General features: G+C 63.8%; 14 protein-coding genes. 7 read left to right on the top strand and 7 right to left on the bottom strand.

Translation table 11 applies throughout. The annotated features are described in order from the left end of the window. Positions 1-7: 7 nt before the first annotated feature. Complete coding sequence (locus AB0O52_RS09485; protein ID WP_364536649.1) at positions 8-433, bottom strand: phage holin family protein; 426 nt, start codon at positions 431-433, stop codon at positions 8-10. A 149-nt stretch (positions 434-582) separates the two neighbouring features. On the opposite strand from AB0O52_RS09485, the gene AB0O52_RS09480 reads away from it, so the two are divergent. The 4 genes from AB0O52_RS09480 to AB0O52_RS09465 all read left to right on the top strand — a co-directional run bounded on the left by AB0O52_RS09480 (position 583) and on the right by AB0O52_RS09465 (position 5,648). Next, on the top strand, positions 583-1,701 hold the full coding sequence (locus tag AB0O52_RS09480; protein ID WP_364536646.1) for a histidinol-phosphate transaminase: 1,119 nt from the start codon (positions 583-585) through the stop codon (positions 1,699-1,701). Between the two features lie 144 nt (positions 1,702-1,845). Continuing rightward, entirely contained in the window at positions 1,846-3,054 is a 1,209-nt protein-coding gene (gene pdhA, locus AB0O52_RS09475) for a pyruvate dehydrogenase (acetyl-transferring) E1 component subunit alpha (protein ID WP_364536643.1), read from the top strand. After that, positions 3,054-4,034 carry an alpha-ketoacid dehydrogenase subunit beta gene (locus AB0O52_RS09470; protein ID WP_364536640.1) on the top strand — a complete coding sequence of 327 codons (981 nt, stop codon included), beginning with the start codon at positions 3,054-3,056 and terminating at the stop codon, positions 4,032-4,034. The genes pdhA and AB0O52_RS09470 overlap by 1 nt, the downstream gene beginning before the upstream one ends. A 57-nt stretch (positions 4,035-4,091) precedes the next feature. Beyond that, the gene (locus AB0O52_RS09465) at positions 4,092-5,648 is read left to right on the top strand and encodes a dihydrolipoamide acetyltransferase family protein (protein ID WP_364536637.1); all 1,557 of its coding nucleotides are present in this window, start codon (positions 4,092-4,094) and stop codon (positions 5,646-5,648) included. 48 nt (positions 5,649-5,696) lie between these two features. Here the strand turns inward: AB0O52_RS09465 and AB0O52_RS09460 are convergent, their stop codons facing one another. From AB0O52_RS09460 to AB0O52_RS09450, 3 genes are all read right to left on the bottom strand, one after another. Beyond that, complete coding sequence (locus AB0O52_RS09460; RefSeq protein WP_364536634.1) at positions 5,697-6,035, bottom strand: hypothetical protein; 339 nt, start codon at positions 6,033-6,035, stop codon at positions 5,697-5,699. 156 nt (positions 6,036-6,191) lie between these two features. Next, positions 6,192-6,620, bottom strand: coding sequence for a universal stress protein (locus AB0O52_RS09455; RefSeq protein WP_364536631.1), 429 nt, complete (start codon positions 6,618-6,620; stop codon positions 6,192-6,194). Further along, positions 6,617-7,924 (bottom strand): PLP-dependent aminotransferase family protein, encoded by a 1,308-nt coding sequence (locus tag AB0O52_RS09450; protein ID WP_364536628.1) that lies wholly within the window; start codon positions 7,922-7,924, stop codon positions 6,617-6,619. Before AB0O52_RS09450 ends, AB0O52_RS09455 begins: the two co-directional genes overlap by 4 nt. A gap of 114 nt (positions 7,925-8,038) precedes the next feature. Here AB0O52_RS09450 and AB0O52_RS09445 point away from each other — a divergent pair, with 114 nt between their 5' ends. Continuing rightward, positions 8,039-8,866, top strand: a complete 828-nt coding sequence (locus AB0O52_RS09445) for an isocitrate lyase/phosphoenolpyruvate mutase family protein (RefSeq protein WP_364536625.1) — start codon at positions 8,039-8,041, stop codon at positions 8,864-8,866. A 9-nt stretch (positions 8,867-8,875) separates the two neighbouring features. Here the strand turns inward: AB0O52_RS09445 and AB0O52_RS09440 are convergent, their stop codons facing one another. From AB0O52_RS09440 to AB0O52_RS09430, 3 genes are all read right to left on the bottom strand, one after another. Beyond that, positions 8,876-9,586 carry a GerMN domain-containing protein gene (locus AB0O52_RS09440; RefSeq protein ID WP_364536622.1) on the bottom strand — a complete coding sequence of 237 codons (711 nt, stop codon included), beginning with the start codon at positions 9,584-9,586 and terminating at the stop codon, positions 8,876-8,878. Between the two features lie 163 nt (positions 9,587-9,749). Then, positions 9,750-10,148, bottom strand: coding sequence for a DUF1801 domain-containing protein (locus tag AB0O52_RS09435; RefSeq protein WP_364536619.1), 399 nt, complete (start codon positions 10,146-10,148; stop codon positions 9,750-9,752). 87 nt (positions 10,149-10,235) lie between these two features. Then, positions 10,236-10,802, bottom strand: coding sequence for an NAD(P)H-dependent oxidoreductase (locus tag AB0O52_RS09430; RefSeq protein WP_364536616.1), 567 nt, complete (start codon positions 10,800-10,802; stop codon positions 10,236-10,238). Positions 10,803-10,925: 123 nt separating this feature from the next. Between AB0O52_RS09430 and AB0O52_RS09425 the strand changes: the two genes are divergently transcribed. Beyond that, positions 10,926-11,537 carry a TetR/AcrR family transcriptional regulator gene (locus AB0O52_RS09425; RefSeq protein WP_364536613.1) on the top strand — a complete coding sequence of 204 codons (612 nt, stop codon included), beginning with the start codon at positions 10,926-10,928 and terminating at the stop codon, positions 11,535-11,537. A gap of 42 nt (positions 11,538-11,579) precedes the next feature. Continuing rightward, positions 11,580-12,626, top strand: a complete 1,047-nt coding sequence (locus AB0O52_RS09420) for a Gfo/Idh/MocA family oxidoreductase (RefSeq protein ID WP_364536610.1) — start codon at positions 11,580-11,582, stop codon at positions 12,624-12,626. Positions 12,627-12,637 lie beyond the last annotated feature (11 nt).

Below are 12,637 nucleotides of genomic sequence, written 5' to 3'. Positions count from 1 at the left end.
AGGCTACTTACCGCCTGCCGCCTGGAATCCAGCTGGCGACCATGGAGATCAGGCTGATGATGATCGCCGCAAGAACAGCGGTCCAGAAGAAACGGTCGATGGTGAGGTGTACCGGCGTGTAGCTACTGAGCCACGCTGTCAAGGACAACATGGCCGCGTTGATGACGATGGTGAACAGGCCGAGGGTGAGGATCGTGATCGGAAGGGAGAGCAGCTTGACCAGAGGCCGCACGAAGGCATTGACGATGCCGAAAATGAGTCCTATGAAGAGATAGGCAAGAACCACGCCCAAAGTGTCGCTGCCTTGGGTGACCCCCGCATTGCTCACTGCGTTGGTCGTCGCTGAAGTGGAGATATCCATCCCCGGCAGAATCCAGCTGGCAACCCAGAGGGCCAGCCCGTTGATCAGGACACGCACGATGAATGAACCCATACGCCCATGCTTTCACATGCGCCGGTTCCACATGCGCTGGCCGCACATGCGCCGGTTCCGTATGCGCCGGTTCCACATGCGCCAATTTTCCACGCACTGACCAGAAGCCTTGCCAGCATGGCCCGAAGCCCTGCAAGTAGGCTGGTGCCATGAATTCTTCTGACAACACACCGGAGGGCGTGCGTCCCCGCCCGGTTGTGGACAGGCTCCCCAAATATGCTGCGGGCAAGCCTCCCGCAGCGATAGAGGGCCTGACCAGTTACAAACTGTCGTCCAATGAAAACCCGCTACCCCCGATTCCCGCTGTGCTCCAGGCAATCGCTGATCAGTCGGACATCAACCGGTACCCGGACCCTTTGTCCACCAAGCTGCGCACGGCGCTCGCTGACTTCCTGGGAATCCCCGCTGACGACGTCGTCACCGGAGCCGGAAGCCTTGGGGCCCTGAACCAGATCCTTGCCACCTTCGCCGGACAGAACCACGACGGGAAGGCTGATGAGGTTATCTATGCCTGGCGCTCCTTCGAGGCCTACCCGATCTGCGTAGGGTTGGTCGGAGCTGACAGCGTCCAGATCCCGTTGCTTTCGGACGGGCGCCACGATCTCGAAGCCATGGCGGCTGCCGTGACCGTCCGCACCAAGGTGATTCTGCTTTGCACGCCGAACAACCCCACGGGTCCCATCCTCACCGCCGAGGAAACCGAACGGTTCATCCAGTCAGTGCCCGCGGGCGTCGTCGTTGTTATCGATGAGGCCTACCAGGAGTTCGTCAGGAACGAGAACGCCGTTGACGGTATCAAGTTGTACCGCAAGTACCCGAATGTGGTGGTCCTCCGCACCTTTTCCAAAGCTCACGGCCTTGCGGGACTGCGCGTCGGATACAGCGTTTCCGGTCCGGACCTCACCCAGCACTTGCGGGTCGCTGCCACGCCGTTTGCCGTTTCGCAGATTGCCGAACGCGCCGCCATTACTTCGTTGGAGAATTTCGACCAAGTTGTGGAAAGGGTACAAAGCCTGGTTGACGAGCGGGATCGGGTTACCGCAGGGCTCCGGGAACTGGGATGGTTCGTGCCCGAGGCTCAAGGCAACTTCGTGTGGCTGAATCTTGGGGAGAATAGCGCCGAATTTGCCGGATTGGCAGGCGAGCGGGCGTTGTCCGTGCGGGCCTTCGGCAACGAAGGCGTCCGGGTCAGCATCGGAGAGGTCGAGGCCAATACCCGATTCCTGGAACTCTGTGCGTCCTATACAAAAGCGCCGCAACCTTCCTAGCGGTTAACAAATGCCCCTGCGTCCCCTACTGCGGATAAAGTAAGGGACGAAAGCCAAGATATGCCGATTCCGGAATGCATTCCGGAATCGGCATATATCAGCGAATATTGCTCAGCATCGGGCTGCGGCAGGCAAGGAGACGGAATGGGCGCAACTCAACTGCCCACCCCCGGGATCAACGGAACAGGACTGGGTCAGCAGTCTCCGGCGGGAGGCGCTTCGAGCGATCCCGCTGCCGAGATGATCCAGCTGCTGGGGCCGGACGGCAAGCTAGGGACGGATCCCGTCTTCTCGGACTACGCCAAGCGCCTTGATCCTGAGCAGCTTCGGGGCTTTTACGCCGACATGGCCAAGGTCCGCCGCTTCGACCAGGAGGCCACCGCCCTTCAGCGCCAAGGCGAGCTGGCTCTTTGGGTTCCCCTCACCGGCCAGGAGGCCGCCCAGATCGGTTCCGGACGCGCCACTCAGCGGCAGGATTACATCTTCCCCACATACCGGGAGCACGGCGTTGCCTTGACCCGTGATGTGGATCTGGCGGAACTCCTGAAGCTCTTCCGCGGAATTTCCAACGGTGGCTGGGATCCCACCGAGAACAACTTCCATCTCTATACCCTCGTGCTTGCGGCCCAGACGCTGCATTCAGTCGGTTACGCCATGGGAATCCAGCGGGACCAGAAACTTGCGGATGCCAACGGTTCCAATGACCCGAAGGCTGCTGTTGTGGCCTATTTCGGCGACGGTGCCAGCTCCGAAGGCGACGTCCACGAATCCATGGTCTTCGCGGCGTCCTACAACGCTCCAGTGGTGTTCTTCTGCCAGAACAACCACTGGGCCATCTCGGTCCCCACCGAGGTCCAAACCAAGGTTCCCCTGTTCAACCGGGCCAAGGGATACGGCTTCCCGGGCATCCGGGTGGACGGCAACGACGTCATCGCAGTCCATGCGGTCACCGAGTGGGCGCTTGAACACGCACGCGAAGGCCGCGGCCCGGTGCTCATTGAGGCATATACGTATCGCGTCGGTGCCCACACCACGGCGGACGATCCCACCAAGTACCGCGAGTCCGCCGAAGAAAAGGCATGGCGCGGCAAGGATCCCTTGGATCGCCTCGAGAAGTACCTTCGTAGCGAAGGCCTGGCCGATGAAGCTTTCTTTGAGCAAGTCAAGGTTGAAGGCGACAAACTCGCTGCCCATGTCCGCAGCACCACGCAAAGCCTGCAGGGCCCGGACTTCCGCGAGTCATTCGCGGGGGTCTATGCCGAACCGCACCCGCTGGTGGCTGAGGAACTTGCTTGGTTCGAGGAATACTCCGCCGGATTCGAAGGCGACGAGGAAGAGGGGACAGGCAACTGATGACCACCATGACCATTGCCAAGGCCATCAACGAAGGCCTGCGTGCCTCGCTCACCAACAGTCCGAAGTCCTTGCTCATGGGAGAAGACATCGGGCCGCTGGGCGGCGTCTATCGCGTGACCGATGGACTGATCAGGGAGTTCGGTGCAGACCGGGTAGTCGATACCCCGCTGGCGGAGTCCGGCATCGTCGGCACCGCCATAGGCCTGGCCTTGCGCGGCTACCGTCCGATCTGCGAAATCCAGTTCGATGGTTTTGTGTTCCCCGGCTTCAACCAGATCACCACGCAGCTGGCCAAGATGCATTCGCGCAGCGGCGGCAAGCTGACGGTTCCCGTGGTCATCCGCATACCCTATGGCGGCGGAATCGGCTCGATCGAACATCACTCCGAATCGCCGGAAGCGCTGTTCGCCCACACGGCCGGCCTGCGCATCATCACCCCGTCCAATGCCCACGATGCCTACTGGATGATCCAGCAGGCTGTTGACTGCACGGACCCGGTCATCTTCTTCGAGCCCAAGCGCCGCTATTGGCTCAAGGGCGAGGTGGACACCGAAAACCCAGGACCGGCGTCGGACCCGTTCCAGGCGCACGTCGTGCGCGAAGGCTCCGACGCCACCATCGTGGCCTACGGGCCGCTGGTACCGGTCGCCCTGGCCGCCGCAGCGGCGGCGGAAGAGGACGGGCGCAGCATCGAGGTGATCGACCTTCGCTCGATTTCCCCCATCGATTTCGACACCGTCACCGCCTCCGTCAAGAAGACCGGCCGCTTGATTGTGGCGCACGAGGCCCCGACATTCGGGGGGATAGGCGGCGAGATCGCTGCGCGGATCAGTGAGCGCGCCTTCCTGCACCTTGAGGCTCCGGTGATCCGCGTGGGCGGTTTCCACATGCCGTATCCCGTGGCGAAGGTGGAAGAGGACTACTTGCCGGACATCGACAAGCTCCTCGAAGCCCTGGACCGTTCCCTGGCCTACTAGCCACCCCTGATTGCACCCGCCGCCCAGCGGACGGGCCAGCCGAGATCGAGGACCTAAGTGACTGTTAAGAAATTCAACCTGCCGGATGTCGGCGAAGGCCTGACCGAGGCGGAAATCGTCTCCTGGAAGGTCAAGCCCGGCGATACCGTGGCCATCAACGACGTCATCTGCGAGATCGAGACCGCGAAGTCCCTCGTGGAATTACCGTCTCCGTATGCCGGTACCGTGGCGGAATTGCTTGTCGCCGAAGGCATCACGGTTGAAGTCGGAACGGCGATTATCGGCATTTCGGACAACGCGCCGGGAGAACCCGACCCCGCCCCGGCTTCGCCCACGGCCACGGCCGTGCCGGCACCCGCCGCTGAGCCTGCCGCTGAACAGCTCGAAGAGACCCTGATGTACGGCAAGTTGCCCGACGACGCCGGAACGTCCGACGGCGGTCCGGCCGGCGGTCCGCTGGTTGGCTCAGGTCCAAAGGCCGACGCCGTCAAGCGCCGCCCGCGCAAGCGCACGGAAGGCACCGCCGCTGCATCCGTGGCCGCGCCGCGCACGGCACCCGCCGTCGTCGAGCCCGTCGTTGAGCCGGCTGCTCCGGCCCTGCCCCCCGTCGCCGAACAGCAGCCCGCGCCCATAAGCCAGGGAGCCGCAAACCAAGGACCTGCAGGCCAGGCGCCGGGTCTCACTGGCCTCGGCGCAACGGTCAGCGGCCTCGTCAACCGGGTGTTGGCCAAGCCTCCGGTGCGCAAGATCGCCCGCGAACTCGGGATTGACCTGGCCGACGTCGTTCCCACGGGAGCCCGCGGCGAAGTGACCCGCGAGGACTTGGTCAGCTACCAGTCCCAGCGCGATGCCGAGGTGGACCAAGCGGACAAGTTCTGGGGTGCGACCAAGAAACCGCAGGATCAGCGAGTGGAACGGATCCCCGTCAAGGGCGTCCGCAAGGCCACCGCGAAGGCCATGGTGGAATCAGCATTCACGGCCCCGCATGTGAGCATTTTCGTGGATGTCGACGCCAGCCGCACGATGGAGTTCGTCAAGCGGCTCAAGGCCTCCAGGGACTTTGAGGGCATCAAGGTATCGCCGCTGCTGATCCTCTCGAAGGCCGTTATTTGGGCCGCCGCCCGCAATCCGAGCGTTAACGCGACCTGGGTGGAGAACGCAGACGGCAACGGCAACGCGGAGATCCACGTCAAGCACTACATGAACCTCGGTATTGCCGCAGCAACCCCGCGCGGGCTCATGGTGCCGAATATCAAGGATGCCCAGGACCTTTCCCTCAAGGAACTGGCCCTCGCGCTCAACGAGCTGGCCAGTACGGCACGCGCGGGCAAGACCCAGCCCGCGCAGATGCAGGGCGGCTCGCTGACCATCACGAACATTGGCGCCCTCGGTATCGATACCGGAACGCCCATCATCAACCCGGGCGAGGTGGCGATCGTCGCGTTCGGCACTATCAAGCAAAAGCCCTGGGTGCTCGACGGCGAGGTCATCCCCCGCTGGATTACCACGCTCGGCGGTTCGTTCGATCACCGGGTGGTGGACGGTGACCTCTCTGCCCGCTTCATGGCCGACGTCGCGTCCATCCTCGAAGAGCCCGCTCTGCTGCTTGACTAAGCAGGGCGGGGTTGCAGGACTTTGGGGGGTCCTGCACGGTTGGCTGAACTAGTAGGACGTGTAACTGAGCGCAAGGTCGCGCAGTTGCTGGTCGCTCATGCTGCCGATCATGCCAAATGACAGGACCATGGCCAGGGCTCCGACGGCGAGCATCGCGGAAGCAACCACGAGCAACAACTTCCAGTCGGAACGAAGGATGCTGCGGAACGTCTCCGGCATCTGGAGAAACGGAGAGATCATGTTCGGAGCGCTGTCGACCGAGCCGTCGTCAAGTAGCGCCACGATGCGGTCATTTGCCCGGTCGAAGCGCATGGAGCTGATGTGGTTGCCGTGGCGGGCAAGCAGGATATCGTGTCCGACGCGTTGGCGCGGCTGCAGAGTAAGCAAAAGGGATCCCCTACGGGTTGTTGTGATGGGCGGCTCGCGCCCTTGGGGGCCACCTCAATTTTACCGGCGGCGTCCTAGCCGCACGGCCAAAATCGGGGTGAGACCGCCCACCACAACGCGTGATCCCCGTCAAAGCCCCCGGGGCCGGGGAGTCGTTTAAGGTTCGTCAGTCTTGGCGATGTAGACGTCGCACGGCGCATTGTGTGCCACCGTGTTGGCAACGCTGCCGAGAACCCTGGCCAGTCCCTGCATACGGCGGTTGCCGACTACGATCACTTGGGCACCCACACGCTCGGCTTCCTTGACCAAGGCCTCGCCGGCTTTGCCGAAGACAGCTCCATAGCTTGTGGTCAACTGATCGGAGGCGAGTTCCGCGGCCACCTTGCCGGCAACCTTCTCCGCGGCGTCGGCGTCGGAGAGAATCCACTTGTCGCCTCCGCTTTCGACGACCTCCACGTGGGCGCCTTCAAAAGCGGTGATGACGCGCAATTCCGCGCCCAGTGCCGTCGCCAAATTCTTTGCCGAATCGGCGGCCCGCCTTGCTGTTGCGCTGCCGTCGACTCCGACGAGGACTATTCCGCTCATATCCCTGCTCCTTTGCTGATGACATCAATGGCTTCCTGCAAAACCGGCGCCAATCGGCGGACGCCTTCGGCGATGGACTCCGGTGGCACTGCGCTGAAAGCCAACCTCAGTTTGTTGGATGGTTCGTCAGAGTGCGTGAACGCCGCGCCGGGGATGAACACGACCCCAGCATCGATCGCCTTCTTGAGCAGCGGATAGGTGTCGATGCCGTCGGGCAGTGTGACCCAGACGAAGAAACCTCCTTCGGGCCTGGTCCAGCTGAGGCCGGAAGGCATGTGCTCCTCCAGCGCCACCAGCAGGGCGTTGCAGCGTTCCTCGTACAGGGCCCGGTAAGTGTCAATCTGCCCGCGCCAGTCGTAGTCCCGAAGATATGCCGAGATGATCATCTGGTTCAGGGTGGGAGGGCACAGCGTCACGGCTTCAGAGGCCAGGTAGAAGCGCCGCTGCAAGTGCTCGGGTACCAGGGCCCATCCGATCCGCAGTCCTGGGGCGAAGATCTTGGAGAACGAGCCCATGTAGATGACATCGTGTTCGTTCGCAGCCCGCATTGGTTCCAACGGGTGGCCGTCGAAGCGCAAAAGGCCGTAGGGGTTGTCCTCGAGAACCAGGATATTCGCATTGCGGCATATATCGACGATCCGCTGACGCCGCCTCGGAGCAAGTGTGATGCCGGAGGGGTTGTTGAAATTGGGGATCGTGTAGAGGAACTTGATGGTCTTGCCCTCGGCCTGAAGCGCCGCGATCTTGGCTTCGAGGAGTTCCGGGACCAAGCCGTCGTCGTCCATGTCCACTGTCTCAACCTGGACTTGGTACGCCTCGAAAGTGTTCAGTGCACCCACATAGGTGGGGTTCTCCACGAGGACGACGTCACCGGGGTTGCAGAAGACCTTCGTGGCCACGTCCTGGGCCGACTGGGAACCCGCGGTGATCACCACGTTCTCCGGCCGGGCGTCCAGGATGCCCTCCGCGGCCATGATCTCGCAAATTTGGGTCCGCAGTTCCTCGGTGCCTTGGCCGCCGCCATACTGCAGGGCCGTCATGCCTTCTTCCGCGATGATCCGGGCCGCGGTTTGGCCGAGCTTCTCGAGGGGCAGGGACTGCAGATAGGGATTTCCGCCGGCGAGGGAGACGAGTCCGGGCCGCATTGAAATGTCGAAGACGTCACGCACGGCGGATTGCTTGATGTTGGCGGCGCGCTCCGAGAAAAGTTCCTCGTGGCGGTGGGCGGCAGTTGCTGCTCGCTCTATTGCGTCGATTGCTTCGGCGGGCAACTCGGGCCCGGCGTCCAATGTTTCGTGGGTCACATTGAAAGGATACTCCCCGGAGTTGCCAACTGAGCAACGGATGTTTCATCCCAATTTAGGGATTCGCGGTGCGAAGCGCTTTACGTGCTGACGCGGGGAGGCTGGAATAGAGCCATGACGATGCATCCCGAACTCGAATCCAAGGCCCTCCGTTTCCGCGAGCTCCATGCCGCGCCGCATGCACCGTTGGTGCTGGTGAATGCGTGGGATGCGGCATCTGCCCGGATGGTCGAGGAAGCGGGAGCGACGGCGGTGGCGACCTCCAGCTCGGCAGTCTCCTGGAGCCTGGGGTACCGGGATGGGGACCACCTTCCGCGGCAACTCGCGATGGAAGCACTGTCGCGGATTGCGAAGGCCACCCGCTTGCCGGTGACTGCGGATATCGAGACCGGGTACGGGCGTACGGACGAAGAACTCCAGGCTACGGTTCGAGCAGTGCTGGACGCGGGCGCCGTCGGGATAAATATCGAGGACTCAGCGGACCAGCCGCTGAGCGAGATCGCCGAACAGTCCAGGCGAATCGCCCTGATCAGGCAGACGGCCGAGGACGCGGGCGTCGGACTGTTCATCAATGCGCGTACGGACACCTATTGGTCTGGAAAGTTTCCGGACACAGCATATGAGGAAACGCTGCGCCGTGCGGATGCCTATCAGCGGGCAGGGGCCGACGGAATATTCGTGCCGGGGGTGACGGATCTCCATATTCTGCACGAACTTTCCCGGCGGATCAGCGCACCGCTCAATGCCCTGGCCGGCTTGGGTTCGCCGTCGCCCGGCGAATTGCACGACGTCGGCGTGCGGCGAATCAGCATTGGCGGCAGCACTGCCCGGGCGGCCTACGCGAAGGTCTCCAGGCTGGCAATGGAAGTTCTTGGCGATGGAAACTGGTCGGGCCTCGCCGGAACCCGGAGCTACGCAGATATGGACGCGCTATTCGAGTAGCGGGCCGCCTCAGCGCAAGCTCAAGACGTCCGCCAGGATGTTCCCGTCGATGTAGATCGCGGCCTGGGATGCTCCCGTAGCCGCCACGGCGGTCTGCGCCAGCTGGGTTTCGATCCGCGGGTGGTCGCACACGCCTCCAGGGCGACGGGACCCGCTCAGGTTCACGACGGCGGTGGTGCCGTCCAGGTAGCCCGAAACGTACCGCAGCGCGGAACCAGAGAGCGCGTTGTACAAACCTTCCCGGGACGCGGTTCCATCGGGCGCCAGCAGCTGCGCCATTGCCGCGGCCAGCGGGTCGCTGCCCGAAGGGGTGGTGATGTGGACAGCCACGAGGCTGTCGTCACAGCCGAACCGCACACCGCGGCTGCCGCCGTCGCCGATTGCCACGAAATACACGGTGGTTCCGGTCGATTCGCCGGCGGTTGGGAGAGGCAAGGGAGCCGGGGCGGCTACGGGTGCCTTCGGGCTCGCCGAGCTTGGGAGCGATGCCGCGGGCGGGGGGTTGATGTACGGGGGAGGTGCCGGGAGGGGCATGGGAATCGGCCCGGCTACCGGCTCCTGCGTCGGCTGCACGGAGTCGGGTGAAGCTGGTGGTGCTGAGCGTGACCCGCCCGGATCGCCGCCGCCGGGTGAGGCGCAGCCAGCCACGCAGAGCGCGAGGGATAGACATAGCGCGGCGATCGCCGCCGTCGTGCATTCCACGCCGCGTCCGATCCGCATGACAGCCCCCGCTCCTGCCCTGACCACCCTCGGTGCCTGTATCTCAACGTTACGGCTGGCCGCACGGGTGTGGGCCGTTCCGTCCATGACGGTTCGGCCTCAGCTCAGTCACGGAATGGTAGCGGTGAGGTGCCTCTTGCTTCCGTTTCGCAGGGCGTTCCGGCTAGTCGGTCTCTTTGATCTTCCGCCAGCCGCCGGCGCGGTTGTTCGCCACGATCCGCCGCAGCATGGTGACGAGCGGTGCACGCGGAATCTCGTCGTTTTGGTGGAAGGCGATCATTCGGGCGGTCTTGTTATCGTGCCCCGATGTGATGATGTTGTCAGGGTCGGGGACGATTGCGCCGTCGTATAGGAACAGGTTGATGTGGTCCTTAGCTGCGAGCAGCGCGCAGACGTTACCGTCGAGGACGAAGTAAGGCCGAGTGCGGCGCTTGATGGTTTCGACGATTTCGGGCTCGGCTTCGTGGATGAGGTCGCGTAGTTGCCCTGCGATGGTGCGTTGCCAGTCCGGGAGGGCCCCGAGGTAGGCATCGACTTCAGGGTGGCGGTTGTAGTCGGCCATGCCGCCATCGTAGCGCCGGAATGCCCCCGCCCACGCCTCAACGGCGGGACAGGGGCATTCTCGCGGCACGCCGAGCGAACCGCGGAACTAGGCTGCTGCTTCTTCTTCCTGGACAGCGGTCAGGGGCTCAAAGATGGCCTTGATCTGCTCAACAACTTCGGTGTCGTCCTTGGGGTGCAGTTCGGCAAAGCGGACCATGGAGCCCGGAACGGCGAGCTTGACGTTGTCGAGGACCTTGGCGCCGGCGATGCCGGCGGCCTTGCGGGCCTCGTCCTGTGCCCACACGCCACCGAACTGGCCAAAAGCGGTCCCGACGACGGCGGTCGGCTTGCCCGCGAGGGCGCCGGCGCCGTAGGGGCGGGACAGCCAGTCGATGGCGTTCTTGAGGGAAGCGGTCAGGGTGCCGTTGTGTTCGGGCGTGACAAACAGGAGCGTGTCAGCTTTGGCTGCTGCGGCACGCAAAGCCGCGGCTTCGGCCGGAACCTTGCCTTCGACGTCGATGTCTTCGTTGTAGAACGGGATGTTGCCGAGGGAGCCGTGGATCTGTACCTCGACGTTTTCCGGGGCGTTCAGCTGGATGGCTTCGGCGAGCTTGCGGTTGTGGGAATCGGCGCGGAGGCTGCCAACAAGGGCGAGAACGGTGTTCTTGGACATGGGAACTCCTTGGGTCTGGCCGCGGACGGTGCCGCAGGCGCTCGGTTTTGGAGGCTTTTGCTGCCTTCGTAGATTCTAAACGGACTGCGGTCCGCTTAATATTCCCGAGGCTAGAATGTTTTTGTGAGCCTCATCCCCATCCGGCCCGGATCGCCTTTCGGGACGCAGCCGGAGCGCAGCGACGCCGCGCGCAACCGCGAACGGCTCCTTCAAGCTGCGCGGGATCTCGTTGCCGAACATGGCGTGGACGCCGTCACCATGGACATGCTCGCGTGCAGGGCCGACGTCGGGAAAGGAACTGTTTTCCGCCGTTTCGGCAGCAGGGCAGGACTCATGATGACCCTCCTGAGCGACGCCGAAGCCGAGTTCCAGCGCGAGTTCATCTTCGGTCCGCCGCCGCTGGGCCCCGGGGCGCCCCCCTGTGAACGCCTCATTGCGTTCGGCGAAGCGCGCATCAAATATGTCGAAGAATACGGCGAGCTGGCCCGTGCCGCGGCGGAGCATTCCCCCCAGAACCGGCACGACGCCCCGCCCGTCGTGTTGTGGCACCGGCACATCGAGATGCTGCTGCGGGAAGCGGGCCTGGACCGCGATCCTTGGCTTTTGGCTCTTTCCCTTGGCGCCACCCTGGATCCCGAGCGCATGCTCCATTCCCTTCGCGCCCACGGAGTCCCGTCGGAGCGCCTCGCGGCGTCGTGGCGCGAACTCGTTACGCGGCTGTTGCGGGACTGCTGACAAAACCTTCGCCGGGCTGCCTTGGCCCGGTAGCGTAGCGGCATGACCCTCTCACCGATCCGTACCGCCGTCGTCGGCTTTGGCCTCTCCGGCAGCGTCTTTCACGCGCCGTTCATCGCAGCCGATCCCGCGTATTCCCTCGACGTCATCGCTACTTCGGACGCCGGCCGTAAGGCCAAAGCGCAGGAACGGTATCCCGGCACGAGGATCGTGGACAGTCCGGAAGACGTTTTGGCCCTGGCCGGTGAGCTGGACCTCGTGGTGCTCGGCACGCCTCCCGCGACCCATCACCCACTCGCGAAGGCCGCGCTCGAAGCCGGGCTCGACGTCGTCGTGGACAAGCCCTTCGCCGTGAGCAGCGCGCAGGGGCAGGAGCTGATCGAGCTGGCGGCGAGGCTGGGCCGAGTGCTCACCGTCTACCAAAACCGCCGCTGGGACGGCGACGCCCTCACGGTGAAGAAGCTGCTCGACGCCGGGACGCTGAGCGAGGTCATGCGCTGCGAGGCGTCGATGGAGCGTTGGGCGCCGGAAATCAGCAAAGCGTGGAAGGCAAGCGCTACGGCCGACGACGGCGGTGGGCTGCTCTTCGACCTGGGAACCCACCTGCTGGACCTGGCTCTCCAGATGTTCGGTCCCGCAGAGGTCACCCATGCTGAAATCCTCGCGCGACGGCCGCAGGAAAAAGCCGATGACGACGTCTTCCTGGTCCTGAAGCACGCTTCCGGTGTGATCAGCCACGTCGCCATGAACGTCAACAGCCAGCTTCACGCACCACGATTCCGCATCCTCGGCAGCGAAGGGGGCTTCGTGAAGTACGGAATCGATCCCCAGGAGCCGTTCATCCTGGCAGGCGGGCTACCCACAGATGCCGGATACGGCGTCGATGATCCGCAGCACTACGGCACCCTGGAAATCGATGGCATTCGGTCCGCGGTACCCACTGAGCGCGGCGCCTACCAGGAGTTCTATCGGATCCTTGGGGAGAAGATCGCCGACGGCGGTGCCGCCTCCGCCTTGCCGCTCCCCGTGGATCCGGCCGGGCCGGTGGAGGTACTCAAGCTGATTGAGCAGGCCAGGGCGCTGGCCTGACCGGCGCGAAC

It is taken from the genome of Arthrobacter sp. NPDC080073 (genome assembly GCF_040686575.1).
In the GTDB taxonomy this organism is placed as follows: Bacteria; Actinomycetota; Actinomycetes; order Actinomycetales; family Micrococcaceae; genus Arthrobacter.
Note: the sequence above shows the minus strand (reverse complement) of the source record. Positions and strands in the feature narration are given on the sequence as shown.